The sequence below is a fragment of the uncultured Cardiobacterium sp. genome, assembly GCF_938028825.1.
Classification (GTDB): domain Bacteria; phylum Pseudomonadota; class Gammaproteobacteria; order Cardiobacteriales; family Cardiobacteriaceae; genus Cardiobacterium.
In genome coordinates, this window is sequence record NZ_CALIZP010000071.1 from 41,142 (window position 1) to 67,057 (window position 25,916).

Genomic DNA, 25,916 nt, shown 5'->3' on the forward strand with positions numbered 1-25,916 from the left:
TATCTTCCTGATGGCGTGTATTATACATACAACAATCCGGATAACAAGTTTTTAATCATCTGTTCCCCTCAAATCTATCACGAGAATTTCCGAACGCGAGCCGAGGCGCAGCGGCACGCCCCAAAAGCCGTAGCCGGAGGAGACGAAGACGTCCTTTCCTGCAATCTTTTCATGCCCGTAAGCGAGGCGGTACACCGCATCCGCAATGAAATTGGCGGGGAAAATCTGCCCGTTGTGGGTGTGCCCGGACACCTGCATATCCATCGCCGTCTGCACATTGGCGGCAATATCGCCGGGGCGGTGGTCGAGGACGATGATGGGCAGGTCGCGGCGCACCCCGTCGAGCAGGGCAGCAAGCGGCGGGCGGTCTTCGTGCATATCGTCATCGCGGCCGGCCAGCACCAGGCGGTCGGCGACGACCACTGTTTCATCACGCAAGAGATGCACGCCGCTGTCGCGCAGTGCCTGCGCGTTTTCCGTGACGTCGCCGTAGAACTCGTGGTTGCCGAGGGTGGCATAGACGCCGAGCGGCGCGCGCAGCGCCTGCAAATGCGCTTGCATGTTCTCGGCGCGGAAAGCGGCGGTGTTGTCGTTAATTACGTCGCCCGGCAGGAGGATAATGTCCACCTCTTCCTGCGTCATCAGCGCGGCGAGGCGGTCCAGTTCGCGCGCGCCGTAGAAGAAATGGCTGCCGAGGTGGATGTCGGCGGCGACACCGACGCGCAGCGGCACCATCGCCTTCGGCAGGGTGATTTGATAGTGGCGCACCACCGTCGCATTGGCGTTAAAGAAGCCCCAGGCGAAGAGCGCGACGAAACCCGTCGGCAGGAACGCGCGAAAAAATAGTGCCGCCCGCTGCGGGTGGAAGACCTTTATCAGGCGGTAGAGCGGATAGGCGGCAACCGCCACCATGAACCACAGCCACAGCAGCGCCATCACCCAGGCATGGACGATAAAAAGTGCGGGGACGAGGCGGGTCATCGCCGCGAGCAGCAGCCCGTCGCCGCAGAGGAACACCGCCAACGTCAGGCGGCGGGGGCGGTCGCGCAGGAGAAAACGCAGCGAGCGGGCGAACACCCACAGCAGCAGTTGCATCACGCCAAAAACCAGCACGACAAAAAACCAGCGCGGCATAGACAAATCCTCTTGCTAAAATGGCGCGCCATCATACGCGAAACCACGGAGACAACCATGACCTTCACCCCCATTCACGCCGACGGCGCCTGCCACGCGCACGACCCGGCCACCCAAGGCTTCACCTACAACCACACCATGCTGCGCGTGAAAGACCCGGCCAAATCGCTGGACTTCTACACCCGCATCCTCGGCATGACCCTGGTACGCAAAAGCGACTACGCGGGTGGCAAGTTCAGCCTCTACTTCCTCGTCATGCCGCGCGACGGCGAGACCATCCCCGCCGACGAAACCGAACGCCGCCGCTGGATTGCGCGGCAAAGCGGCGTCCTCGAACTCACCCACAACTGGGGCACGGAAGCCGATCCCGCCTTTCACTACCACAACGGCAACAACGAACCGCGCGGCTACGGGCACATCTGCATCAGCGTGCCGGACTTCGACGCCGCCATCCGCTGGTTCGACGCCAACCATGTCCACTACCAGAAACGCCCGGAAGAAGGGACGATGCACGACATCGCCTTCCTCAAAGACCCGGACGGCTACTGGGTGGAAATCATCAAGGGCTGACCAAAGAAAAACCACCGCTTGCGGTGGTTTTTCATTTCTTCCCAATCTGCCTGTCCTCGCGCGGGCGCTGCCGTCATATCGGCGCTTCTTCCCCGCCTACCGCCCCGCAACCCCGTACCGCCGCCGGTACTCCTGCATCGCGGGCAGGTAAGCGGTGAGGCGCGGATCGTTGCCGACAAATTGCAGCAAGTCGTCGAGGGTGACGACGGATGTCGCCGTGAGGTTTTCATCTTGCGCGAGACGCGACAGAGCCGAGCCGCCGCCGTCCACCGTTTCCTGACGGTCAAGAGCGACGATGACCGCCACGGGTTGTGCTTGGGCAGCGCGCAAGACAGCGAGCGATTCGCGGATGGCAGTGCCGGCGGTCAAAACATCATCCAGAATCAACACCCGTTTACCGGCAAGCGGTGCGCCAACGAGCGAACCGCCCTCGCCGTGATCTTTCGCTTCCTTACGGTTGAACGCCCACGGCAGCGACAGGCCGTGTTCGGCGAAGAGTACCACTGCCACCGCCGCTACCAGCGGGATGCCTTTATACGCCGGGCCGTAGAGCACGTCGAAAGTTATCCCTTCTTCCCGCAGGTGCAGGATGGCCGCTGCATAAGCCTGCGCTAACACGGTGAGCGCCTCGCCGTCGCAAAACGCGCCCGCGTTGAAGAAATACGGGCTTTGCCGCCCCGATTTCAGGGTAAATTCACCGAAGCGCAATGCCTCAGCGGCAAGCGCCGAGGCTAAAAATCTTTTTTGATATACTGCCAGCATCTAGCACCTCAAAGCCTAAAAAACATGTATAAAATCATAACCTTCAATGCCAACGGCATCCGTTCGGCGGCGCGCAAGGGATTCTTCCGCTGGCTGGCCGAACAGGACGCCGATGCCGTCTGCATTCAGGAAACCAAAGCGCAGGAAAACCAGCTCAAGGACGACCCCATGTACTACCCGCTCGCGCACAATTACTATCACGACGCCGAAAAGAAGGGATACAGCGGCGTCGCATTGTACCTGAAACACCCACCGCAGACGGTTCGCCACGGCATCGGCTGGGCGGAAATCGATTGTGAAGGGCGCTACCTCGAAGCGGTGTACCCCACGCACAGCATCATCAGCCTTTACATGCATTCCGGCACCAGCGGCGACGAACGCCAGCAGAAAAAAGAAGCCTTCATGGCCAAATTCGCGCCGTGGCTGCAAGCACGGGCGCAGGCGGGCGAGCGCCTCATCCTCTGCGGCGACATCAACATCGCCCACACCGAAAAAGACCTGAAAAACTGGAAAGGCAACCTGAAAAACAGCGGCTTCCTGCCACAAGAACGCCAATGGCTGACCGATCTCTTCGCCGGCGACTACCGCGATGCCTTCCGCCTTGTCAACAACGAAGAACACCAGTACACCTGGTGGAGCCAGCGTGGCAACGCCCGCGCCAACAACGTCGGCTGGCGCATTGACTACCACATCATCAGCGCCAACCTTGCTGACCTGGTAGAAAGCGCCAGCATCTACACCGCCGAGCCCTTTTCCGATCACGCCCCGCTGACCATCACCTACCTCGACCTCGCCTGACCATGCGCCGTTTCATCCTCGTCCTGTTCCTCACCCTCGCTGCCACCCTCATCCGCGCGCAAGGCCTCGATAACGCCGGCAACGCCCCCAGTGCCGCCCAGCTTGACCAGCTCGAACAAGCCATCAATGCCAACGAAGCCCGCAACCGTGACTGGCTGCGTGACCTGGACGGACTCGACGAAGACAGCCTGCCCGCCACCATCAGCGAAAACAACCTCGCCGCTATCCGCGTCGCCCTCGAACAAACACAAAGCGACCTCACCACCCTCACTAACACGCAGAACACCGTCAACCAAGAGATCGAAACCGCGCGCAAACGCAGCGACGCCCTCTCTGCCCTCTTGCAAAAACAATCCAACCCGCTGCTCGACAGCGACGACGGCCACAGCGCGCAGACCCGCGAACAACTCGCCCTCAGCCAGCGCCACCTGCAACTGCTGCAACGACAAAAACACATCCTCGCCCAGACCGAAACCATCGGCAACCGCCAGAAAGCCCTGCTCGAAGCCCGCTACCAGCGCTACAACGAACGCTACCTCGAAACCCGCCAGACCACTGCCGACCAGACCCACAGCGACCGCCTCACCCAACTGCAAGCCCGCCGCCAGGAACTCAACGATCGCCTCGACCACAACAAACCCGACCGCAACACGCGTCTTGACCACAACAACGAACTCGCCCTCATCAACACCCAAATCTATTACACCCAGATCGAAAACGAACTGCTTGCCCAGGAAGCCCGCCTGCAAGAAATCCAGTATGCAGACCTCACCAGCCTCTCGCTCGAACGCATCGACCGCATCCGCGCCGAACTCGCCGCCGCACAAGCCCGCCTTGATGCCCTTACCCCGCAAATCGACAACGACCAGCACCTCATCAGCCAGCAGAACGAACTCTACACCCGCCAGCGCGGCACCCCGCTGGATGCCAACAAAACCCGCCAACAAGCCGTTAACAACCAATACCAGCAACTCAAAACCCTCATCAATAACAACACCCTCAGCCTCAAAACCAGCCGCGACATCGCCGACCGCCAATACAGCCAGCTCGCCAAAGCCCAACTCACCCAGCAATACCGCTTCGGTGGCGACCCCGCCGCCCTGGCGCAGCACGGCGCCGCCTTCCTCAAAAGCGCGGGCGCCTTCCTCGGCCAATACATCGTCGCCGTCGAAACCCTCTACCACAGCCTGCGCACCCTGCCCACCCTCAAATGGCTCACCATCGCCAGCGCCGCTATCGGCTTTATCGCCGCCACCATCGCCATCATCAACCTGATGAACCGCGCCATCCGCCGCTACGCCGGACAAAAACGCCTCACCTTCCCGGCGCGCCTGCTCTACTTCCTCAGCAAAATGCTGAAAAACAACCTGCCCTACCTCACCGCTTACAGCATCATCCACATCACCATCCGCACCAGCGGCATCACCGCGCCCGCCTCCGACATGCTCGCCCTCATCCCGGCGCTTCTGCTCTTCAACACCATCCCCTACTACGCCGCGCGCAACCTCATCCATACCGAACTCATCGCCGCCCCGGAAAAACAGCGCATCATCCGCCCCACCATCATCTACGCCGCCGTCGGCAGCCTGCTCTACGGCCTCGTCTGCATGGCCGAATGGATACTGGACGAGCAAGTCATCACCGACACCTACCGCTGGATCTTCGCCCTCTACAACCTCCTCGCCGCCGTGCCCATCTGGCGCGCCACCAGCCGCAGCATCGCCCACATGAACGGCTACTACCGCGACCAGCCCAGCTACCGCAGCCTGCGCCTGCTCATCCGCACCATCCCGCTCGGCGTCGCCGCCTTCGGCATCGTCGGTACCCTCGGCTACCTCAACCTCGCCTGGAACATCGCCCGCCACCTCCTCATCTTCGTCCTCTACGCCAGCCTGTGGATCGCCTTCACCGCGCTGCTCAAAGACAGCGCCCGCCGCGCCAAACACTACGCCCTGCGCCACACCACAAACGGCGTCTTCTGGGCGCAAGACATCATCAACCCGGCGAACACCATCCTCACCTACGCCAGCCTCATCCTGCTCCTGCGACTCCTGCAATACAGCTACGGCTGGAACGAACACACCCCCGTCATCCAGGAAACCCTGACCCTGCTCAACACCCCCATCGCCAAAAACGACAGCCACCTCACCCTGCTCAACATCCTGCTGATGGGCATCCTCATCTACATCATCTACCGCATCGGCGGCTGGATAAAATCCCTCAGCTACCGCTGGATCTACGGCAAAATCGCCGACCTCGGCATCCGCAACAGCCTCGCTGTCTTCAGCCAGTACGCCGCCGTCACCCTCGGCTTCTTCCTGGCGCTGCGCGTCATCGGCATCGACCTCACCGCCTTCACCGTCTTCGCCGGTGCGCTCGGTGTTGGAATCGGTTTCGGCATGCAGACCATCGCCAACAACTTCATCAGCGGTATCCTCCTACTCATCGAACGCCCGCTGCGCAACGGCGACATCATCACCGTCGGCAACTACGAAGGCACCGTCGAACGCATCGGCATGCGCTCACTGACCATCACCACCTTCGACAACGAAAGCGTCATCCTGCCGAACTCCGACTTCGTCACCAGCGCCTTCAAAAACTGGTCGCACCAGGACCCCATCACCCGCACCGTGCTCTACCTCGACCTCGGCTACCGCCACGACCCCGAACACACCCGCCAACTCCTGCTGGCGACCCTGCGCGAACTTGCCGAAGAAGGACACATCGTGGACAGCAACGAACACGACTACGGCGTCTTTGCCTACGACTACTCCGACCGGGGCATCACCTACCGCGTGCAATACCACGTCCACATGCAAAACCACCACCGCCTGACCAGCCGCCACCTCGTTATCGAACGGCTGTGGCAGACCTGCCGCATACACGGCATCGACATCGCCTACCCGAAACGCGACAACTACTACCCGCTGGAAACCGACCAGCCTGCGCACCTGCCCGCGCCACGCAAACCGGCGTAGCAGAGAACCGCCATGCCCCCGGACACCATCCTGCTGCGCACCACCGCCGACCTGCTCGCCGCCAGCGGCAGACTGCTGCCATACAACCTGCTCCTCGTCGCCGTTGCCGCCTGGCGGGCAGACGGCATCCCGGCCGTGCTGCTATGGACCACCCTGCTGCTTACCAGCGCATGGCTGCACTGGCGCATCGCCTTCGATGCCGCCATCTTCCGCCGCTGGGCGGCGTACGGTGCGGGCACGGCGGCGTTCGACGCGGCACTGGCGGTACTGCACCTGCGCCGCAAGCGCCACACCGCCCCGCTTGCCGCCAGCTGCCACGGTGCCGCGCGCCTGTGCAAACAGCTCCTGCTGCTGACAGCGCTGCAAGCCGCCGCCACCGCGTGGCTTGCAGGCATCCGCTGACCCCCGGCGCGCAGAGCGGATACGGGCGCAAAGCCGCCGCCACACGCGGATGAACAACAGCCCCCATTTCTTGGGACCGGGATGGCACTCCCGCCAAGCGGGGCAGATACGGCTTCCGCGTGCCGTCAATGCAAAAAGCGGGCTTGCGCCCGCTTTTAGTTTCTGCCGCGTTCAGTGCCGGAAGTGGCGGATGCCGGTGAAGAGCATGGCGATGTCGTGTGCATCAGCGGCGGCGATGACTTCGCTGTCGCGCACGGAGCCGCCCGGCTGGATGATGGCGCGCACTCCCGCTTTGGCGGCGGCATCCACGCCGTCGCGGAAGGGGAAGAAGGCATCGCTCGCCAGCACGCTGCCGTGCGGGTCGAGCCCTTCGCTTTCGGCTTTGAGCACGGCGATTTGCGAGGCGAAAACGCGGCTGGTCTGCCCCGCGCCGATGCCGATGGTCGCGCCGTCGCGCGCCAGCACGATGGCGTTCGATTTGACGGCTTTGACGATTTGCCAGGCGAAGAGCAGGTCGCGCAGTTCTTCGTGGCTAGGTTCGCGCGCGGTAACGATGTGCAGGTCGGCGCGGCTGAGGGTGCCTTTGTCCCATTCTTGCACGAGCAGGCCGCCGTGCAGGCTGGTGAGCTGCCAGTCGCGTTCTTTGTGGCCTTCGCTTTTGATTTCGAGGACGCGGATGTTGGGTTTTTGCGCCAGCACGTGCAGGGCGTCGTCGTCGTAAGCGGGGGCGAGCAGCACTTCGACGAACTGGCGGCTGATGATTTCGCGCGCGGTTTCGCCGTCCAGCCCCCGGTTGAAGGCGATGATGCCGCCGAAGGCGGAGGTGGCGTCACAGCGGTGCGCGGCGTTGTAGGCGGCGAGGACGTTCTCGCCCAATGCCGCGCCGCAGGGATTGGCGTGTTTGACGATGACGCAGGCGGGCTGTTCCTGGAAGCTGATGACGGTTTGCAGCGCGGTGTCGGCGTCGGCGAGGTTGTTGTAGGACAGCGCCTTGCCCTGGATTTGTCTGGCGGTGGCCAGCGTCGCCCCGGCAGGTTTGCGCGGGGTGTAGAAGGCGGCGCGCTGGTGCGGGTTTTCGCCGTAGCGCAGGGTACTGTGCAGCTGGTAGTCGGCGTGGAAGTGGGTGGGGAAGGTGTCGCCGTCGCCGACGCCGAACTCGCGCGCGAAGTGGTTGGCGATGGCGCGGTCATAGTCGGCGGTGTGGTCGAAGGCTTTGGCCATCAGGCGGCTGCGCAGTGGCAGGTCGAAGGCGCCGCGCTCGATGGCGGTGATGACTTCGGGGTAGTCGGCGGGGCTGACGACAACGCCGACCGAGGTGTAATTCTTCGCCGCCGCGCGCACCAGCGCCGGGCCGCCGATGTCGATGTTTTCCACGGCGTCGTCCAGGGTCACGTCGGGCTTGTCCACGGTTTCGCGGAAGGGGTAGAGGTTGACGATGACGAGGTCGATCGGCGCAATGCCGTGTTCGAGCATCACCGCTTCGTCCAGCCCGCGCCGGCCGAGAATGCCGCCGTGAATGGCGGGATGCAGGGTCTTCACCCGCCCCGCCATCATTTCCGGGAAACCGGTATGCTCGCTCACGTCCTTGACGGCCAGCCCCGCCTCGCGCAGCGCCTGCGCCGTGCCGCCGGTCGAGAGGATTTCCACCCCGCAGGCGGCGAGTCGCGTGGCAAACTCGGCCACGCCGCTTTTGTCGGATACGCTGATAAGGGCGCGACGCGGCACGATGACAGTCATATGAATCTCCCGTAACTGAAAGCGCCGTATCCTACCAAAAGCCCATAGCGGGCAACAGGGCAGCCCAAAGCAAACGCGCTTTGTTAAAATGCCGCCATTCCACACCGTTAACGATTAAAGGCCCCGCGTGTCGCCCTTCCGAATCCTCTGCCTGCCCGCCCTGCTGTTTTTCTTCCTGCCGGTGCATGCCCTGCAATGCGTCGCCGACCCGCTTGCCGTCTTCACCGAACTGGGCGGCGACCCCAACGACAAACAGGTGCACGTCCACGCCGACAACTCCGCAGGCGACTACACCCGCGCCGATTTCGCCGGCTCCGTGGAAATGCACCAGGGCGACAAACACCTCTTCGCCCCCGAACTCACCTACCGCCACGAAGAAGGCAAAGCCGACCTCGAACGCGGCGGCATCCTCTCCAACAGCCAGGCCGCCGTCGAAGGCAGCAAAGGCCGCTACGACAGCGAAGCCGAAACCGCCACCTTCGCAGAAGCCGAATACTACATCCGGGGCAAACAGCAGGCCGCCGTCGGCTCCGCGCAAAACGCCCGCCTCGACCGCAAAAACAACCGCGACGACTTCGACAACGTTACCTGGACCACCTGCACCCGCCTGCACCCCGCCTGGCACCTGCGCGCCCGCACCCTCATGCTCGATCACAACCGCGAGCGCGGCGTCGCCCGCGACATGACCCTGCGCATCGGCAAAATCCCGATCTTCTACCTGCCCTACTTCTCCTTCCCCATCACCTCGGCGCGGCAGAGCGGCTTCCTCATCCCCTCGCTCGGCAGCAGCGAAGAGCGCGGCTTTGAAGTCAGCATCCCCTACTACTGGAACATCGCGCCGGATCAGGACGCCACCTTCACCCTGCGCCCCATGACCAAGCGCGGCGTCATGATTGACGGCGAATACCGCTTCCTCGGCAAAAAACAGGAAGGCACCCTCTACGCCAGCCTGCTGCCGCACGACCGGCAAACCGGCGAAAACCGCTGGAGCTGGCGCGCCACCCACCAATACCGCTTCAACGACGCATGGCACACCGACCTTTTGCAACAGCGCGTCTCCGACGTGGACTACGCTGACGACCTCAGCACCGACTTCACCCTCTACGACGACTGGTACCTCGAAAGCCACGCCACCCTCTACGGCGACACCCGCTACGGCAACCTCATGCTGCGCGGACAAAAATACCAGCGCATCGACAGCAACGTCAGCGAAACGGACAAACCCTACGCCCGCCTGCCGCAGCTTACCTACAACAACACCCTGCAACACGGCAACTGGCGCTACGATTTCAACGCCGAAGCCGTGCGCTTCCACAAAGACCACCTCGGCAGCGCCAACCGCCTGAGCGGCGACGCCGCCGTCGCCTACCGCCTCGAAGCCCCCTACGGCTACCTCGAACCCAAAGCCAGTGCGAACCTCGCCTACTACGACTTCGGCAGCCGCAAAGACAAACAGACCCTCGCCAGAACACACACCACCCGCGCCCTGCCAACCCTCTCCATCGACGGCAAACTCAACTTCGAGCGCGACATCCACTGGCGTGGCGAAGGCTGGACGCAAACCCTCGAACCGCGCCTCTACTACCTCTACACCCCCTACAAAGACCAAAGCGACATCCCCGACTTCGACACCGACGAACGCAGCCTCTCCTGGAACTGGCTCTTCGCCCGCAACCGCTTCGTCGGTACCGACCGCATCGGCGATGCCAATCAGCTCACCACCGCCGTCAGCAGCAGCTTCTACCGCGACCGCGACGGACAAGAAAAAATGCGCCTCTCGCTGGGGCAAATCCAGTACTTCCGCGACCGCCGCGTCCAGCTCAACGACAACCGCGTGGACAAACAGGGCAGATCCGTCCTCGTCGGCGAAGGGCTGTATCAAATCGACAACCACTGGCGGCTCTACGGCCTCGGCTTCTGGGACACCCAAAAACACAAAAACGAACGCGACGTGCTGAGCCTCGACTACCGCCTCGACAACGACCGCTTCGTGAACCTCAGCCACCACTACACACGCGGCGACTATAACCAGACCACCCTCGCCGCCGTGTGGCGCATCAACCCCCAATGGCGCACCTTCTACCGCCAGGACTACTCCAACACCCACCACCGCCTCTTCAACAACATCATCGGCCTCGAATACAACGACTGCTGCTGGGCGTGGCGCCTCGCCGGCAGACGCTACCGCGACCACCCGACAGACAGCAAAACCCACGACGCCATCTACCTCGAATTCGTCCTGAAAGGACTCGGCAACATGGGCAACCGCTCAGGACGGATGCTCAAAGACCAAATCCACGGCTTCACCCCCCTCCCGGAGGAAAAAGAACTATGAAACACACCCTCGCCCTCGCCGCCGCCCTGGCCATCGCCAACAGCAGCAGCGCGCAAAACCTCAATTTCGGCCCGGCAGGTGCCCCACCACAAAGCCAACCCATCGACGAAATCGGTCTCGTCGTCAACGACGAAGCCATCACCCGCCGCCAGCTCGCGCAAGAAATTGAAGCCGAGCGGCGCAGCGTCCCCAAGGGCCTAGACATCCCCGAGGCCGCCCTGCAAAAACAACTGCTCGAACGCGTCATCATGAACCACATCCTCAGCCAGATCGAAAAACGCGTCGGCCTCGACATCAGCGACGAAGAAGTAAACGCTGCCATCGCGCAAATCGCCAACCGCAACCGTCTCAGTGAAAAAGCCCTCTACGCCCAGGCACAAAAAGACACCGGACTTGACCGCGAGGCCTTCCGCGCACAAATCCGCAAAACCCTCGCCCAGGACCAGATGAAAGAAGGCATGGTCGGCGCAGACATTACCATCAGCGACCAGCAAGTGGACGACTACCTCGCCAAACTTGCGCGCGAACAGGGCAGCACCATGCACATCCAGGATCTGCTCATCCCGCTGCCTGCTGGCGACGCCAAGACTCGTGCGGCTGCCGTGGACGAAAAAATCCGCGAAGTCGCGCGCGCCCTGCAAGAAAACGGCCAGAACCTTGGCCAGGCTGCCGCCCGCGTCAGCGGTGCCCGTTTCAACGACCTGGGCAACCTCAACCTCGCCACCATCCCGCCCCGCTTTGCACGCGCGCTGGCCAAACTCGGCGCGGGCGACACCGTCGAAAGCCCGGTAGTGGATGACGACGGTATGCACTTCCTCAAAGTCGTTGCTAAACACAATGCCGGCGAAAATTACACCCTGAACGAAGCCGATGTGTCGCACATCCTGCTGCGCACCAACGATGGCCGCGACGACGCCACCCAAAAAAACCGCATTGACGCCATCTACCGCGAACTGCAAGGCGGCGCGGACTTCGCCGCCCTCGCCCGCCGCTACTCCGAAGACGGCCAGAGCGCGGCCAAAGGCGGCGATCTTGGTTGGGTGAGTGGCGAATCACTCGGCAGCGAACTCGCACAGGCCATCGCCAAACTCCCCGACGGCGGCATCAGCAAACCCATCCGCACCCCCTACGGCTACCACATCCTGCTCGTGCGCGGCCACCGCCAGAGCGACAAAAGCGAAGACATGATGCGCCAGCAAATCAAACAGGGCCTGTACAGCAAAGCCATCGAAGAAGCCTGGCAACAACGCCTGCAAGCCCTGCGCCGCGAAGCCTACGTTGACATCCGCTAATCCGCTCTCCCCGCTCAGACGGGGACTTCCACATACCGCCGCCCATGAACAACCATCCCATCCGCGCCGACAAACGCCTCGGCCAGCACTTCCTGCGCGATGACAGCGTTATTGACCGCCTCATCGCCGCCATCCGCCCGCAGCCGGACGACGCCCTGCTCGAAATCGGCCCCGGCCCCGGCGCGCTCACCCTGCCGCTCCTGCGCGCAACCGGCCGCCTTACCGCCGTCGAATACGACAGCCGCCTCATCGCCCCGCTTACCGCCCGCGCCGCGCCGCTCGGCGCATTGCACCTCATCCATGCCGACATCCTCGACATCAACCTTGCCGACATCCCGCCCTATCCCGCCCGCTGGCGGCTCGTCGGCAACCTGCCCTACAACCTCAGCTCGCCCATCCTCTTCCACTGTCTCGCGCAACGCGCGCGCATCGCCGACATGCACTTCATGCTGCAAAAAGAAGTCGTTGACCGCATTACCGCCGCGCCGGGTGGTAAAGACTACGGCCGCCTCAGCCTGATGGCACAACTGTGGTGCGACACCACCGCCCTCTTCACCATCCCGCCCGCCGCCTTCGCGCCGCCGCCGAAGGTCGATAGCGCCATCATCCGCCTCGTGCCGCGCACCACCCCCGCTTGGGTAATCGACGACACAGCGGCATTTGCCGCAACCGTCAGCCGCGCCTTCAACCAGCGGCGCAAAATGCTGCGCCACACCTTCGCCGCCTGGTTCAGCGTGGCCGAACTCGAAGCACTCGGCATTGACCCGACCGCGCGCCCCGAAACCCTCGACGGCGCGGCCTACGCCCGCCTTGCCAACGCCCATTACCACAAGGAACAACACCCATGAGCGAAACCGTCATCATCACCGGCCACAGCCACGGCCTCGGTGCGGCGCTTGCCGCCGCCTGGCTGCAATGCGACGCCCGCGTCCTTGGCATCGCGCGCGGCAACAACCCCGCCCTGGCCGCCACCTACCCGCACACCCTGCAAGAAATCCCCTGCGACCTCGCCAACCCCGTCGCCGTCCTCGCCCTCATCCACAGCACCCCCTTCCGTCACTTCTGTGCAGAGGCCGAACGCCTGTGGCTCTTCAACAACGCCGGCACCGTCGCCCCCTCCGCCCCGCTCGGTGCCCAGGACGACGAACAAATCGTGCTCGCCGTCAACCTCAACATCACCGCCCCCTTCCTGCTCAGCAATGCCGCCGTCAGCGAAGCACGCCGCCCCGACGCCGTCAACATCGTCCACATCGGCAGCGGTGCGGGACGCAAAGCCTACCCCGGCTGGAGCATCTACGGCGCGGGCAAAGCAGCGCTTGACCGCCACGCGGCGAGTGCCGCCAACGAAGAGCACGGTGTGCGCATCATCAGCCTCGCCCCCGGCACCGTCGATACCGCCATGCAGGAAACCATGCGCCGCGACCCCAACTTCCCGCTGCGCGGGCACTTCGCCAAAATCCACGCCGACGGCGGCCTGCAAAACGCCAACGACACCGCGCTGAAAATCCTCGCCTACTGCCTGAGCGAACAATTCGGCACAGAACCCATCGCCGACATCCGCAACATCGAACTGCCGCTATGACGCCAACGCGCAAGCCCCTGCCGGTACGCGCAATAGACGAATGGTTTTGGCAAATAACGTCCGGATTGAAAAATACCGCGAAAGTTCCGCGCCCTCGTCCAAAAACATCTGCCATATAGTCGTTTCCAATGGGAATGAGACAAGGCGGCGCAACACCGTTACGATTTTTTAGATGTTTAACTATACACCTGTGCCGGATAATTCCTGCCCACTTTCCGGGAACCTTCGCGATTAATACCGGACAACAAACAATAACGGGCCGAAACCCACCATACAAAGACCGCTTTATTCCCTAGGCTCGACCTTCACATACGACAAAAGATCCCGCAAATCCGAACAATTGCACGACATATAGTCGAATCGCTGAAAAAAGATAATGACGTAGGACGGACATCAACCCGCCTTAAAAAACATTTTTACGGGCTGGCCTGTCCTGCTTTTTCTTGTCGCTACTGTTGTTTGACGCTTTGGCTATAAAGCACTTTTCCGCTTGCGGAAGCCCGGACATGCCCGATGGCGGAAGGGAAAAATCACGACAAATACCCATGAAGCAGAAGCGATAACAAATATTGTCGGGTACAGAGGAACGGTATAAGTTGAGTCGGTATTGTGCTTGAATAAGAAATCAAGTATTATCTGTCTTTCATTTGCGGAGAGATGGCAGAGTGGTTTAATGCACCGGTCTTGAAAACCGACGAGGGTTCACGCCCTCCCAGGGTTCGAATCCCTGTCTCTCCGCCAACCACGCAAAAACGCCATGTTTCATGGTGTTTTTTTTCGTCCGTATTCGTTCAACGCTTCGAGGAAAAATCCTTGATAAACAAACTTTAATAAAGAATTATCGCTTAATTGCGTTTGTCAAGTTTCACGTTCGTTTAATCCCTTTTTTGAAAAAACGGGGTTCTTTTGGGGTTCATTTCCGCTGGTTACAATCCCGCCGAACCCCTGACTTCCCGCCCCGTGCGACTGACCGAAAAAACCATCAAGAATGCCCCGGCGGGCGAACGCCCCTACAAGCTGTTTGACGGCGGCGGACTGCATCTGTTCATCACCCCGCGCGGCGGCAAATATAGTCGTTTCAAACAGAAATGATACGGTGTTGGCTCGCCTCGCCGTACTATCTGTACTGTCTCCGGCTCGCCGCCTTGTCTCAATCCTATTTGAAACGACTATATCGGCAACAAAACCGTCAGCGGGATACCGCCGCCTGCTATCGTCGGCATCCTGAACCGCCTCGCCGACAGACCCGAGACCAGAACCCGCGTCAAACAGCGCATCAGTGCCGTTTTCGCCTTCGCCATCCAGACCGGCAGGGCGGCCTTGTCTGCCCCGAAAACGGTGCGCAGCGCGCGAAACAACCATCTTTGCTCACTTGGCATCTCTTCATTCATCATCACATGATGTTGTTAAAAATATTTTGCCAACGAACCCTAGGCAAACAGACTTTTGACTTCATCCAGATCAAAAGATTTTTTCTCGTCATCCACGCTGATGATGCTTTCGGCGATGCCGCGTTTCCTTTCCTGCAAAGCGAGGATTTTTTCCTCAATGCTGTCACGACAAATCATGCGGTAAGCCATGACGTGCTTGTTTTGCCCGATGCGGTGGCTGCGATCAATCGCCTGATTCTCAACTGCCGGATTCCACCACGGATCCACAATAAAGACATAATCTGCTTCCGTCAGGTTCAAACCGGTGCCGCCCGCTTTGGTGCTGATGAGGAAAACGCGTATCTCGTCGTTGCCCTGAAAACTGTCCACCCGCGCTTGCCGGTCGCGCGTTTGCCCATCGAGATATTCATAAGGAATCTGCTCTTCCTGCAAGCGGGCTTCAATCAATGCCAGCATTTTCACGAAACTGGAAAAAATCAGGATTTTATGATTCCCCGTTTTTTCCTTGATATTTTCCAAAAGCGTATCAAGTTTCACTGATTCATCGCCATAATCGGCATCATCCAGCAGGGCAGGGCTGTTGCAAATCTGGCGCAGGCGGGTCAGACCTTCCAGAATATACATCTGCGATTTATTGATGCCGTTCTCGCTGATTTTGCTGAGCAGATAATCGCGGTATTCTTTTTTCACCGTTTCATAGACCTTACGCTGTGCCTTATCCATTTCGCAATAAATCACGCTTTCCGTCTTGGGCGGTAGTTCGGTAGCGACCTGTTCCTTGGTACGACGCAAGATAAACGGATTAACAATTTTGGCCAGCAATGCAGCGGCGGCAGTATCCTTGTTTTTATCTACTGCATTAGAAAACTCTTTCTTGAAATGGGCATTGCTGCCGAGTAATCCGGGATTGAGGAAATTAAACTGGGCATAAAGGTCAAACGTATTGTTCTCAATCGGTGTGCCGGTCAAAATCAGGCGGTTATAGGCTTGCAGCAAGCGCACAGCTTTATAGCGTTGCGATTGCGGATTCTTGATAGCCTGACTTTCATCCAGCACGACATAATTAAAGGTATATCCCTTCAAAGTTTCAATATCTTGCGCCAGTGTGCCGTATGTAGCCAGAATCACCTCATAATCCGCAAAGTGTTCGATATATTGCTGCCTGCCTTGTCCGGTAAAATCCAGCAGTTTCAATCCGGGGCAAAATTTCATGATTTCAGCCTGCCAGTTAAAGACCAGCGAAGTGGGGGCAACAATCAAACTGGGGCGGTCAGGTTTCTGTGTTGTTTTCAGATAGTGCAGGAAGGCTATGGTTTGCAGGGTCTTGCCGAGACCCATATCATCGGCGAGGCAGCCGCCTAGGCGGTTTTCATGCAGGAAGGCCAGCCAGTTGAGACCGTATTGCTGATAAGGGCGCAACGTTGCTTTCAGGCCTTTGGCGAGCTTGATATCCGGCTGCGCCGACAAATGTTGCAGGCGCTGTTTGCGCTGATACAGATCCGCCAGAAACGCCGGCTTGTTCTCCAGACTTTCATACAGTTCGTCGATAATGCCGAATTGAAAATTGGAAATGCGCACACGGTCTTTCTTGATCTCCCCCGCCTTGAAATAATGGGCGAAACGGTTGACCCATTCTTCCGGCAACATACCGATAGTGCCGTCATTCAGTTCAATGTAGTTTTGCTTCTTCAAAAAGGCTTTTTGTACATCTTTCAGGCTGACTACCTGATCGCCGTAGGAAATTTCAATATTGAGGTCGAACCAGTCAATGCCGGATTCCACATGAACAGACAGATGGGGTTTGTGCAAATTGTACTGGAACGATTTCAGCTCTTGCGCTCCCAATAAGGAAATATCCATTTCTTTCAGGCGGGCAGCAAAATCAATAAACCAGAAATTCTCGATTAATTGCTCAGGTGCCAGCACATAAGCACCTTGTGCATGCTGGAAATCAGGGTGCAGACTTTCAAAAGCATCAAGAAACTCTCGCTCCGCTTCCTCATTGCGTTTATTGTGATGAAAGCGGCCCTCCTCATCCAGATGCAGGCGCAAGGCCCGGCTATGTACGGGAATCAACTGATCGGCATATTGTGCGGCGGGACGGAACAGCACGGCACCATCCTGCTCGCTGACATACACTTGCCGGGTAAAAGTCAAATCCCCGGCAGAAGGATTCTTGTGTTCGATAAAGTCTTTGCTCTTGATTTCGTAACGCTCGGACAAGGGCGATAGAATCATGGATTGTAATTGGCCGACATTTTTCTTGATAACAGCCATGCTGGGTTGCGCCACACTGCGCAGCACATCGCATGCCGTTTGTACATCAGGATAAAGCACACTTTCGGGCTGGCGATAAATAAAGAACGGGGTAACGCTCTTTTCCAGCATTTTGGGTTGATAAGATTTCTTACCTATTTTGATACGGCTTTCCATGCGATATACTAAATCATCATCCTTGAAGTGATATTCCAGTCCGGCTTTTTCCGAGCCGATAACCATCGGGATGAGACTCTTGCGCGTATAGCCCATATGATATTTGGTCGCCGTATGGGTAAACAGGGGTAAATCGGGGAATTTGTTCAGGAGCTTGTTGAAGAGATTAACAATGTCCGCAACAGCGTCCGTTTTTCCCTGAGCCAAAAATGCTTCATAGCGGCGGGATAAGCGGCGCACAATTGCCCAGATTTCTTGGGTTTCCGATGGCAAGCCTTCGGCAAGCAGGACTTCTTCAAAATTGTATGGATTGACCTCACGAAAATTGGTGGCAAGTTCGCCTTTTTTATTATATTTGCCAACCAACAGGTTAAGATCGTAAATTCTGTCGCTATCCGGATCGATATTAAAGACCAGTGCCGGGCCATATTTTCTTTCCGCCTTTTCAACCATGTTTTCAGGGACAGTTGCGACGCGGGCAAGCGTAAAGTCCGCCGGCAACAGATCAGGTACTTTGCATTTGACACTTAATCCCTGAGCCTCCATTGTAAAATCAAAGAATGCCTGGTAATCATCTTCCAGTGTCAGGTTATAGGCTTTGAGAAATCCGGCAATTTTACGTTCGCGATAATCATCGCTCAGGCAGTCGTCACCCAGATACCTCCGGGCGAAATTAATCGCCTGCAATTGGTGGAAACAGTATTGCCTGTATTGTTTCCTGTTACAGTCGCAGGTCAACGTGACTTCTTGTCCTGTGCTGTCTTTTTGCAGCCCGACATGACAACCGTTATTTCCCCGGTTATAGAAGTCGTTTACTGCGATTTCCCATGCACCGGGCGCAAAGGAATGCACCGCACAGCGGTCATCACGCGTGTCGATATGATGCAAACGAAAGTCTTCCACGATGGCGGCAAAGTCGATGCGAGCATCTGTTACCAGTGGATAATGCAGCAGCGAAGCGGTGGCGTTATTTGTTGATACTGTGGGTGAGGTCAAAATGCCGACTCCTCCGTTGGCATAATCCGACATGATTTGCAGTTGGCGCAATGCGGAGACGATATGCTTGCAAATACCGCCATAATCATAAGGGCAGGTGCAGGATGCGGATAGTGGTTTTTTATCGTTAAAGGTAATGACCTGTTCATAAGTTGCTCCATATGAGCCCCGATAAGAGAATCTTGCTGTATTTTCGTCTTCATCAATCAGTTTGGAGGTGTATTGACTGGCCTTTTTGATACTTTTTAGCCCGGCTTTTTTCGAAATAAATAATTTGATCGCTTCGTATGGCGGATACATGATTTTTCTGAAAAAAAATTTATATAGCGGCAACCGGTGTGTTTCCGGGCAAATATCCGAGATGACTGTCCTGTCCGGGTTGCCCACGTACTCAGCCTGTTTCCTGGAATGGGTATCAGGGTCTGTTGGCCTTCGGTTTGCGCAGCGGATTTCTGCGACAAGAGCGGCAGATGCCGGATTTTGCCCGACACGCCGCCGCCGAGTGTCAACAAACCCTGATGGTGGTCATATGGATGGTGTGGCCGTCAGGCTTCGTAACGCACCGCGATGATTTCCAGCGTTTTGCGCCCGCCGGGGATGGCGACTTCCACCGTCTCGCCCTCTTCTTTGCCGAGCAGGGCGCGGGCGATGGGCGAGGTGTTGGAAAGCAGGCCGCTTTTGATGTCCGCTTCGTCTTCGCCGACAATTTTATAGGTCATTGCTTCGCCGCTGTCGGCATCTTCGAGTTCGACGGTGGTGCCGAAAACGACTTTGCCGTTGCGCGGCAGACTGGCCACGTCGATGACGTGCGCGTTGCTCAGTTTGTGTTCGAGTTCGCGGATGCGCCCTTCGATGAATCCCTGCTGCTCGCGCGCGGCGTGGTACTCGGCATTTTCTTTCAGGTCGCCGTGTTCGCGCGCTTCGGCGATGGCTTCGATGACACGCGGGCGGTCTTCGCTTTTCAGTTTTTCAAGTTCGGCGCGCAATGCCTGCTCGCCTTTTTTGGTCATGGGGATTTTGGCAACCATGGTTTCCTCTGTTGTGCAAGGGTTAAAGGCCGGATGTTCTCACGCCTCACCGCAGCGGTACTGCGGCGAGGCGAAAAAATCATGCGGCGGGGTGATATAAGAAAAAGCCTTGCGACTGCAAGGCTTTTGGTGCGGTGTATTTTACTGGATTACGCGCTCTTCTGCCTGCTGTTTTCCCACATTAGAATAATGCCTCGTCGTTGCCGCGCTTGCCCTGTTTCGGATGACGGAACAGCCGGCCCTTGATGCGTTTGCGCTCGCTGCCGTTGTGCATCCGCGCTTTCCAGGCGAGCATGACTTTCTGCCGCAGGTTTTCCTGCGAGGCCGCCATTTCGCTGACGATACCGATGCCGGAATCAATGCTTGCCTGACGCAGATCGTTGCAGAGTTCGTTCAGGACGGGGTTGTCCTCGACAATGGCATTGATGTCGCTTGCCATGACCGGCTCTTTGCCATAGAAGAGGCGGGCGGCGTTGATGTAGGCCAGCATTTCGTACATAACATCCGCACAGGCGAAGAAGCTGTCTTGCAGCGCCTCACTGCGCGCTTTCTGTTCCAGATAGCGGCGGTAGAGTTTGTCGTATTCCGCCTGGGTGTAAACGGCTTCCCGCTGCTCTTCCGCCGCAGCGGCGGCCTGCACCACCACGGCGGGGTCGATGTCCTGCTGGAGCAGTTGCCAGGCAGGGACGAGCGGGTTGTCAATCTCCGGTTCTTGCATGGATTTCGTGTTTTTTTGTTAATGCGGGATGCGCATTATAGTCCGCCTTGCGGCGTTTGCGGCGCTTCTTCTTGCGCCTTGTCTGCCGCCGCCTGCTGCCGCAGTTTGTCTTCCCAGAAGGTCGCGCCCTTGATGCCGAGCGCCTGCGGGTCGAAGGTATAAACGGGCAGGTTGGCTTTCTGCTGCCGCTCGTAATCGTAGAGGGCGACGATGGTCGGACGGCCAACGGTGAGGAAGATGATGAGCATGCCGATGATATTCAGCCAGGTGGTCATACCGACGCCGATTTCGCCGATATTCCAGATATAGCCCGCGCTGTTGATGGAACCGTAGCCCACCGCCAGCATCGCGCTTATTTTGACGATCAGGGTGGCGTTGCGGCGCAGCCCCAGCTTGTGCGCGAGGTAGATGATGTTGGTCTCGGCGATGTAGTAATAGGCGAGGATGGTGGTGAAGGCGAAGAAGAAGGTCGCAACGGCCACCAGCACCGGCCCGGTGGCACCAAAGACGCTGTGCATCGCTTCCTGGGTGAACGCGGTGGTGTTCGGGTCAATATGCTTCACTGCACCGGCGGCATCGTGCAGATAGGCGACGACGTATTGCGTTTGCGCACCGGCGAAGGTTTCGTTGGCGACGACGTTGTACTGCCCGGTGGTGAGGATAATCAGCGCGGTCGCAGAACACACCAGGAGCGTGGTGATATAGACGGAGAACGCCTGAATCAGCCCCTGCTGCACCGGGTGTTCGACATCGGCGGCGGCGGCGGGGTGCGCACCGGTACCCTGCCCTGCTTCGTTGGAATAAATGCCGCGCTTCACGCCCCAGCCGATGGCCGCGCCGAAGCCCGCTTGAGCGGTAAAGGCGTCGCCGATAATCAGGCCGATCAGGTGCGGTATCTGGGTGAAATTGAGGACGAGGATCAGCAGGGCGAGGCCGATGTAACCGAGCGCCATGAACGGCACCACCACTTCGGCGAAGTTGGCGATGCGCTTGATGCCGCCGAAGATGATGAAACCAAGCAGCACCAGGATGAAGGCGGTGGCGGTAAGGCGGTAGATGCCGATTTCGCCGGCAATGCCGCTGTTGACGGGCGTCCCTTCACCAAGCACCTGCACCACCGCGTTGGTCATGCCGTTTGCCTGCGGGCCGAGCAGGAAGATGCCGCAGGAAATCACGGCGGCGACGGCGAAGAGGATACCGTACCACTTCCAGCCGAGGCAGCGCTCGAAATAATAAGCGGGGCCGCCGATATGCTGGCCGGTGGCGGGGTCACGCGTCTTGTAAATCTGCGCCAGGGTGGATTCGACATAAGCGGTCGCCGCGCCGAAGAAGGCGCCGAGCCACATCCAGAACACCGCGCCGGGTCCGCCGAAACCGATGGCGGCGGCAACACCGGCGATATTGCCGATACCGACCCGCCCGGAGAGCGACACCGTCATCGCCTGAAACGAAGAAATCCCGTGTTCGGACTGCCCGCCCGATCTCAGCAGCAGGCGGCACATCTCACCGAGATGGCGCACCTGCACGAAGCGGGTCATGATGGAATAAAACAGCCCGACGGCCAGAATCAGCCAGATAAAGCCGGGGTTCCAGATAATACCGTTCAACCAGGAAACGGCGGATTCAAGGGAAGAAGCGTGCATGATAAATACCTCTCGGATGATTCCCCGCGACGTGCGGTAACTCAATCTAACACAGAATGAACGAATATCCACAATGTTTGGGACGATAAGAAACGGCCGCCTTGCCGCCTGCGAAGACAGCCGTTGTTTAAGATAGCGTTACCGTTTCCCCCAACCTTCCGGCGACATGAACGATTACGAATCCCTCGCTCTCACCGCTCTGCGCAACGCCATCCGCTCCCTGCAAGAAGCGGTGGACATCGCGGGCGATCACGATTTCATGACACAACAGACCCCGCCCGTGCAACGCACCCTGACCGCCGGGCTCATCCAGAACTTCGAGTTCACCTACGAAATCGCCGTCAAGCTCCTGCGGCGACGACTGGAACGCGACGCCGACAGCCCGGAAGAAATCGATGCCGGCAATTTTCGCGAACTGCTGCGCACCGCCGGCGAAAAAGGTCTGCTGGCAGACGTGGCGGCCTGGTTCGCCCACCGCAAAATGCGCAATATCACCCCGCATACCTACCGGCAAGAAAAAGCCGGGCAGGTTTGCCGCCATATACCCACCTTCCTTGCCGATGCTTACCGGCTCTTGCAGCAACTGGAAGCACGCAATGCCTGAACCCGCCCTCGATATCCGCCCCGAGCACCTGCGCATCGTGCAAGACATCCTGCAAGCACACATCCCGCAGCACACCGTCCGGGCATTTGGCAGCCGCGTCAAGCAGCGGGCCAAACGCTATTCCGATCTCGACCTTGCCATCATCACGGACACCCCGCTGCCGCTTCCCGTGCAGGCTGCTTTGGTTGACGCATTCAGCGAATCCGACCTGCTGTGGAAAGTCGATATCGTTGATTGGGCGAGTACCCATGCCGCCTTCCGCGACATCATCCGGCGGCAGCACATCATCCTGCAACAACCCGCCTGAACCCCGCCCGCCGCCGTATTGACAGGCTACAAGCCCGCCTTATACTGCGCCGCCTTACCCTATACGAAACAAGGCAGAACAACGTGAAAACCGTGGCAATCGGCATCATCGGATACGGCACCGTCGGACAGGGCGTGGTCGAAGTCCTCGCCCGTAACGCGCATGAAATCGAACGGCGCAGCGGCTACCAGTTACAAGTCAAACGCGTCGCCAAGCGGAGCTGGCAAGGCATTGACACCACCGCCCTGCCCTTTGCCTGCGAAACCGACCCTTTTGCCATCGCCCGCGACCCGGACATCGGCATCGTCATCGAACTGGCTGGCGGCGAACACCCTGCCTTCGAACTCATCAAAACCGCCCTCGAACACGGCAAACACGTCATCACTGCCAACAAAGCCCTCATCGCCCGCCATGGCGACACCCTCTTCGCTTTGGCCCGCGAAAAAGGACTGGACCTCACCTTTGAAGCGGCGGTGGCGGGCGGCATCCCCGTCATCAAAGTGCTGCGCGAAGGTATGAGCGGCAACGAAGTCAAACGCGTCGCCGGCATCATCAACGGCACCAGCAACTACATCCTGAGCGAAATGGCGCAGAAAGGGCGCGACTTCGCCGACGTGCTCAAAGAAGCGCAAGCGCTCGGTTACGCCGAAGCCGACCCGTCCTTTGATATCAACGGCACCGACGCTGCGCACAAAATCACCATCCTCGCCTCGCTCGCCTTCGGCATCCCGCTGCAATTCGACAGCGTCCACATCGAAGGCATTGATGCCCTCACCCCGGACGACATCCAGGACGCCGCCGAACTCGGCTACAGCATCAAACACCTCGGTCTCGCCGTGCGCCGCGATAACGGCGTGGAAATCCGCGTTCACCCGACCCTTGTGCCGCAAGACGCGCTGATTGCGAGCGTGAACGGCGTGATGAACGCCGTGCAAATCCAGGGCAACGCCATCGGCAACAGCCTTTACTACGGCCCCGGCGCGGGCAAACTGCCGACCGCCTCGGCGGTTGTCGCCGACCTCATCGACGTCGTGCGCGAGCTCAACCTCAAAGGCGAAGACCGCCTCGCCGAATTCGGCTACAGCCAGGTACTGGACCGCAACACCCTGCCCGTGCTGCCGTCCGAGGACTTCCATAGCGCCTACTACCTGCGCCTGACCGTGGCCGACCGCGCCGGCGTTCTCGCCGACATCACCCGCATCCTCGCCGACAACGGCATCTCCATCAACTCCGTCAGCCAGAAAAACCGCCGCAAACACAACGGCCATATCCCGCTGGTGCTGCTCACGGAAAAAGTCCGCGAAGCCGGGATGAACACCGCCTGCGCCCAACTCGCCGCCCTGTCCGCCGTCTCCGGCGCTGTCAAACGCATCCGCGTCGAAAACTTCGAATAACACAAAACCTTCCCTTCCCCCGCTTGCGGGGGAAATGGCGTAGGGCGATGGGGGCTTACTGCCCTCGCCTGCCATCACCTACGCCTAACGACCACATTCGCCTCGCGCTGAAAAGACCACAGCACACACCCCATGATCACCCCCCGCCCCCTGCGCATTGACACCGCCGCGCTGCCCGCCGACTGGCACCCGCTCGTAAAAAACATCTACGCCGGCCGTCTCAACCATCACGACGAAATCGAAAAACGCCTGCAACACCTGCTGCCGCCGGACAATCTCACCGGTCTCAACGCCGCGCTTGACCGTCTCGACCACGCTATCCGCCACCGCGAGCCTATCCTCGTCTATGGCGACTACGACGTGGACGGCGCGACGGCGACCGCGCTTACCGTGCGCGTCCTGCGCCAACTCGGCGCAGACGTTGCCTGGTTCATCCCCAACCGAAGCGTGCACGGCTACGGCTTCAGCCTCGCCGGACTCGCCGACCTGCCTGATGCAACGCGCCTTATCCTTACCGTGGACAACGGCATCCAGAGCCACGATGCCATCGCCGCTGCCCGTGCGCGCGGTATCGACGTCGTCGTCACCGACCACCACCTGCCCGGTGAAACCCTGCCGCCTGCGAACGCCATCGTTAACCCGAACCGGCGCGACTGCCCCTTTGCCGGCAAACACCTAGCCGGCGTCGGCGTCGCCTTCTACCTGCTGCTTGCCCTGCGCAGCCGCCTGCTTGCGGAGAGCCGCTGGCCGGATACCCTGCGCCTCTCCGACTACCTCGACCTCGTCGCCCTCGGCACCGTCGCCGACCTCGTCCCGCTCGACTACAACAACCGCATCCTCGTCAACCACGGCCTCGCCCGTATCCGCAGTGGTCACGGCAATACCGGCATTAACGCCCTGATGGCGGTCGCCAACCTCGACCCCGCCCGCCTCACCGCGCAAGACATCGCCTTTTCCCTCGCTCCGCGTCTGAACGCACTCGGCCGCCTCGGCGACATGGCCGATGGCGTCGCCCTGCTGCTTGCCGAAGACCGCCAGACCGCACTCGACTACGCGCAACAATGCGACGACCTGAACCGCGACCGCAAAGCACTGGAAAACGAAGCCGTACAAGAAGCCGCGCGGCAAGTCTCACCGGCGCTGCCGCTTGCCGCTGCCTACGATCCCGCCTGGCACGAAGGCATCATCGGCATCCTTGCCGCCCGCCTGAAAAGCCGCTTCGCCCGCCCGGCACTGGTCGCCACCGACAGCGGCGAAACCGGCTGGATCAAAGCCTCGCTGCGCTCCGTCAGTGCCGTGCCGCTGGTGCCGCTCCTGGATAGTGCCGCGCGCGACCTGCCACCTGCCGCCCTGCGCTATGGCGGCCATGCCGCTGCCGCCGGACTCTCCGTGCAGCGCGAACACTATCCGGCGCTCATTGCCGCCATCAACCGCGCCTTTGCCGAACACTACGGCGCGACCGTCCCGCCCGAACCCGTCTATATCGACGGCGAACTGCCCGCGACCCTGCTCAACCTCGACTGGGCGCGCTATCTCGAACGCCTCGAACCCTGGGGTGCGGCATTGCCCGTGCCCGTTTTCGTCAACCCCTTTGAAGTACTGGACTGCCGCCTGCTCGGCAGCGCACATACCCGCCTCGTCCTGCGCGAACTGGACAGCGGCAACATCTATAACGCCTCATGGTTCTTCCATACCGCTGATTACAAAAGCGGCACCCGCCTGCGCATCGTTTACCAACTGCAAGTGAACCGCTTCTACCACGACGAACGCCTTGACCTGCTCGTGCAATACGCCGAAGCGCTATAACCGCTT

At 59.7% G+C, this 25,916-nt stretch carries 21 protein-coding genes and 1 tRNA gene; 14 read left to right on the top strand and 8 right to left on the bottom strand.

Annotated elements, in window-relative coordinates; genetic code table 11:
• Positions 1-51: 51 nt before the first annotated feature.
• Positions 52-1,134 carry a metallophosphoesterase gene (locus Q0562_RS10660; RefSeq protein ID WP_298644237.1) on the bottom strand — a complete coding sequence of 361 codons (1,083 nt, stop codon included), beginning with the start codon at positions 1,132-1,134 and terminating at the stop codon, positions 52-54.
• A 57-nt stretch (positions 1,135-1,191) separates the two neighbouring features.
• On the opposite strand from Q0562_RS10660, the gene gloA reads away from it, so the two are divergent.
• Positions 1,192-1,704: a lactoylglutathione lyase gene (gene gloA, locus Q0562_RS10665; RefSeq protein WP_298644238.1), complete on the top strand. Its 513-nt coding sequence runs from the start codon at positions 1,192-1,194 to the stop codon at positions 1,702-1,704.
• A gap of 96 nt (positions 1,705-1,800) precedes the next feature.
• On the opposite strand, the gene pyrE is transcribed toward gloA, so the two are convergent.
• A complete protein-coding gene (pyrE, locus tag Q0562_RS10670; protein ID WP_298644346.1) occupies positions 1,801-2,463 on the bottom strand; it encodes an orotate phosphoribosyltransferase in 663 nt (220 codons plus the stop codon).
• A 27-nt stretch (positions 2,464-2,490) separates the two neighbouring features.
• On the opposite strand from pyrE, the gene Q0562_RS10675 reads away from it, so the two are divergent.
• From Q0562_RS10675 to Q0562_RS10685, 3 genes are read left to right on the top strand one after another with little or no spacing between them, the layout of a single operon-like run.
• Positions 2,491-3,264: an exodeoxyribonuclease III gene (locus Q0562_RS10675; protein WP_298644240.1), complete on the top strand. Its 774-nt coding sequence runs from the start codon at positions 2,491-2,493 to the stop codon at positions 3,262-3,264.
• A 2-nt stretch (positions 3,265-3,266) separates the two neighbouring features.
• Positions 3,267-6,242, top strand: a complete 2,976-nt coding sequence (locus Q0562_RS10680) for a mechanosensitive ion channel domain-containing protein (RefSeq protein WP_298644241.1) — start codon at positions 3,267-3,269, stop codon at positions 6,240-6,242.
• A 12-nt stretch (positions 6,243-6,254) separates the two neighbouring features.
• Complete coding sequence (locus tag Q0562_RS10685) at positions 6,255-6,644, top strand: hypothetical protein (protein WP_298644244.1); 390 nt, start codon at positions 6,255-6,257, stop codon at positions 6,642-6,644.
• Between the two features lie 171 nt (positions 6,645-6,815).
• On the opposite strand, the gene purH is transcribed toward Q0562_RS10685, so the two are convergent.
• The gene (gene purH / locus Q0562_RS10690; protein ID WP_366144768.1) at positions 6,816-8,372 is read right to left on the bottom strand and encodes a bifunctional phosphoribosylaminoimidazolecarboxamide formyltransferase/IMP cyclohydrolase; all 1,557 of its coding nucleotides are present in this window, start codon (positions 8,370-8,372) and stop codon (positions 6,816-6,818) included.
• A 136-nt stretch (positions 8,373-8,508) separates the two neighbouring features.
• Here purH and lptD point away from each other — a divergent pair, with 136 nt between their 5' ends.
• The 6 genes from lptD (at position 8,509) to Q0562_RS10720 (ending at position 14,682) form a co-directional block, all read left to right on the top strand.
• Complete coding sequence (lptD, locus tag Q0562_RS10695; RefSeq protein WP_298644246.1) at positions 8,509-10,716, top strand: LPS assembly protein LptD; 2,208 nt, start codon at positions 8,509-8,511, stop codon at positions 10,714-10,716.
• Positions 10,713-12,008, top strand: a complete 1,296-nt coding sequence (locus Q0562_RS10700; protein WP_298644248.1) for a peptidylprolyl isomerase — start codon at positions 10,713-10,715, stop codon at positions 12,006-12,008. Before lptD ends, Q0562_RS10700 begins: the two co-directional genes overlap by 4 nt.
• A gap of 44 nt (positions 12,009-12,052) precedes the next feature.
• Positions 12,053-12,856, top strand: a complete 804-nt coding sequence (gene rsmA, locus Q0562_RS10705) for a 16S rRNA (adenine(1518)-N(6)/adenine(1519)-N(6))-dimethyltransferase RsmA (protein WP_298644250.1) — start codon at positions 12,053-12,055, stop codon at positions 12,854-12,856.
• Positions 12,853-13,590 (top strand): SDR family NAD(P)-dependent oxidoreductase, encoded by a 738-nt coding sequence (locus Q0562_RS10710; RefSeq protein ID WP_298644251.1) that lies wholly within the window; start codon positions 12,853-12,855, stop codon positions 13,588-13,590. Before rsmA ends, Q0562_RS10710 begins: the two co-directional genes overlap by 4 nt.
• Before the next feature lie 651 nt (positions 13,591-14,241).
• Positions 14,242-14,331 (top strand) — tRNA-Ser (locus tag Q0562_RS10715).
• A gap of 219 nt (positions 14,332-14,550) precedes the next feature.
• The gene (locus Q0562_RS10720) at positions 14,551-14,682 is read left to right on the top strand and encodes an Arm DNA-binding domain-containing protein (protein ID WP_298641924.1); all 132 of its coding nucleotides are present in this window, start codon (positions 14,551-14,553) and stop codon (positions 14,680-14,682) included.
• 77 nt (positions 14,683-14,759) lie between these two features.
• On the opposite strand, the gene Q0562_RS10725 is transcribed toward Q0562_RS10720, so the two are convergent.
• The 5 genes from Q0562_RS10725 to Q0562_RS10745 form a co-directional block, all read right to left on the bottom strand.
• A complete protein-coding gene (locus tag Q0562_RS10725; protein ID WP_298644252.1) occupies positions 14,760-14,984 on the bottom strand; it encodes a hypothetical protein in 225 nt (74 codons plus the stop codon).
• A gap of 36 nt (positions 14,985-15,020) precedes the next feature.
• Positions 15,021-18,797, bottom strand: a complete 3,777-nt coding sequence (locus tag Q0562_RS10730; protein WP_298644254.1) for a DEAD/DEAH box helicase — start codon at positions 18,795-18,797, stop codon at positions 15,021-15,023.
• A gap of 158 nt (positions 18,798-18,955) precedes the next feature.
• Positions 18,956-19,438 carry a transcription elongation factor GreA gene (gene greA, locus Q0562_RS10735; protein ID WP_298644255.1) on the bottom strand — a complete coding sequence of 161 codons (483 nt, stop codon included), beginning with the start codon at positions 19,436-19,438 and terminating at the stop codon, positions 18,956-18,958.
• Positions 19,439-19,619: 181 nt separating this feature from the next.
• Positions 19,620-20,156, bottom strand: a complete 537-nt coding sequence (locus Q0562_RS10740; protein WP_298644257.1) for a hypothetical protein — start codon at positions 20,154-20,156, stop codon at positions 19,620-19,622.
• A 35-nt stretch (positions 20,157-20,191) separates the two neighbouring features.
• Positions 20,192-21,799: an alanine/glycine:cation symporter family protein gene (locus Q0562_RS10745; protein ID WP_298644258.1), complete on the bottom strand. Its 1,608-nt coding sequence runs from the start codon at positions 21,797-21,799 to the stop codon at positions 20,192-20,194.
• A gap of 166 nt (positions 21,800-21,965) precedes the next feature.
• On the opposite strand from Q0562_RS10745, the gene Q0562_RS10750 reads away from it, so the two are divergent.
• The 4 genes from Q0562_RS10750 (at position 21,966) to recJ (ending at position 25,910) form a co-directional block, all read left to right on the top strand.
• A complete protein-coding gene (locus Q0562_RS10750; RefSeq protein ID WP_298644259.1) occupies positions 21,966-22,403 on the top strand; it encodes a nucleotidyltransferase substrate binding protein in 438 nt (145 codons plus the stop codon).
• Positions 22,396-22,710: a nucleotidyltransferase domain-containing protein gene (locus Q0562_RS10755; RefSeq protein WP_298644261.1), complete on the top strand. Its 315-nt coding sequence runs from the start codon at positions 22,396-22,398 to the stop codon at positions 22,708-22,710. Before Q0562_RS10750 ends, Q0562_RS10755 begins: the two co-directional genes overlap by 8 nt.
• A gap of 83 nt (positions 22,711-22,793) precedes the next feature.
• Complete coding sequence (locus tag Q0562_RS10760) at positions 22,794-24,104, top strand: homoserine dehydrogenase (RefSeq protein ID WP_298644262.1); 1,311 nt, start codon at positions 22,794-22,796, stop codon at positions 24,102-24,104.
• Positions 24,105-24,236: 132 nt separating this feature from the next.
• Positions 24,237-25,910 carry a single-stranded-DNA-specific exonuclease RecJ gene (gene recJ, locus Q0562_RS10765; RefSeq protein ID WP_298644263.1) on the top strand — a complete coding sequence of 558 codons (1,674 nt, stop codon included), beginning with the start codon at positions 24,237-24,239 and terminating at the stop codon, positions 25,908-25,910.
• Positions 25,911-25,916 lie beyond the last annotated feature (6 nt).

Bases quoted from the DNA above. Each gene is read 5' to 3' on its own strand.
- Q0562_RS10660 (WP_298644237.1), bottom strand. From the start codon at position 1,134: ATGCCGCGCTGGTTTTTTGTCGTGCTGGTTTTTGGCGTGATGCAACTG.
- gloA (WP_298644238.1), top strand. From the start codon at position 1,192: ATGACCTTCACCCCCATTCACGCCGACGGCGCCTGCCACGCGCACGAC.
- Q0562_RS10675 (WP_298644240.1), top strand. From the start codon at position 2,491: ATGTATAAAATCATAACCTTCAATGCCAACGGCATCCGTTCGGCGGCG.
- Q0562_RS10680 (WP_298644241.1), top strand. From the start codon at position 3,267: ATGCGCCGTTTCATCCTCGTCCTGTTCCTCACCCTCGCTGCCACCCTC.
- Q0562_RS10685 (WP_298644244.1), top strand. From the start codon at position 6,255: ATGCCCCCGGACACCATCCTGCTGCGCACCACCGCCGACCTGCTCGCC.
- Q0562_RS10700 (WP_298644248.1), top strand. From the start codon at position 10,713: ATGAAACACACCCTCGCCCTCGCCGCCGCCCTGGCCATCGCCAACAGC.
- rsmA (WP_298644250.1), top strand. From the start codon at position 12,053: ATGAACAACCATCCCATCCGCGCCGACAAACGCCTCGGCCAGCACTTC.
- Q0562_RS10710 (WP_298644251.1), top strand. From the start codon at position 12,853: ATGAGCGAAACCGTCATCATCACCGGCCACAGCCACGGCCTCGGTGCG.
- Q0562_RS10725 (WP_298644252.1), bottom strand. From the start codon at position 14,984: ATGATGAATGAAGAGATGCCAAGTGAGCAAAGATGGTTGTTTCGCGCG.
- greA (WP_298644255.1), bottom strand. From the start codon at position 19,438: ATGGTTGCCAAAATCCCCATGACCAAAAAAGGCGAGCAGGCATTGCGC.
- Q0562_RS10740 (WP_298644257.1), bottom strand. From the start codon at position 20,156: ATGCAAGAACCGGAGATTGACAACCCGCTCGTCCCTGCCTGGCAACTG.
- Q0562_RS10745 (WP_298644258.1), bottom strand. From the start codon at position 21,799: ATGCACGCTTCTTCCCTTGAATCCGCCGTTTCCTGGTTGAACGGTATT.
- Q0562_RS10750 (WP_298644259.1), top strand. From the start codon at position 21,966: ATGAACGATTACGAATCCCTCGCTCTCACCGCTCTGCGCAACGCCATC.
- Q0562_RS10755 (WP_298644261.1), top strand. From the start codon at position 22,396: ATGCCTGAACCCGCCCTCGATATCCGCCCCGAGCACCTGCGCATCGTG.
- recJ (WP_298644263.1), top strand. From the start codon at position 24,237: ATGATCACCCCCCGCCCCCTGCGCATTGACACCGCCGCGCTGCCCGCC.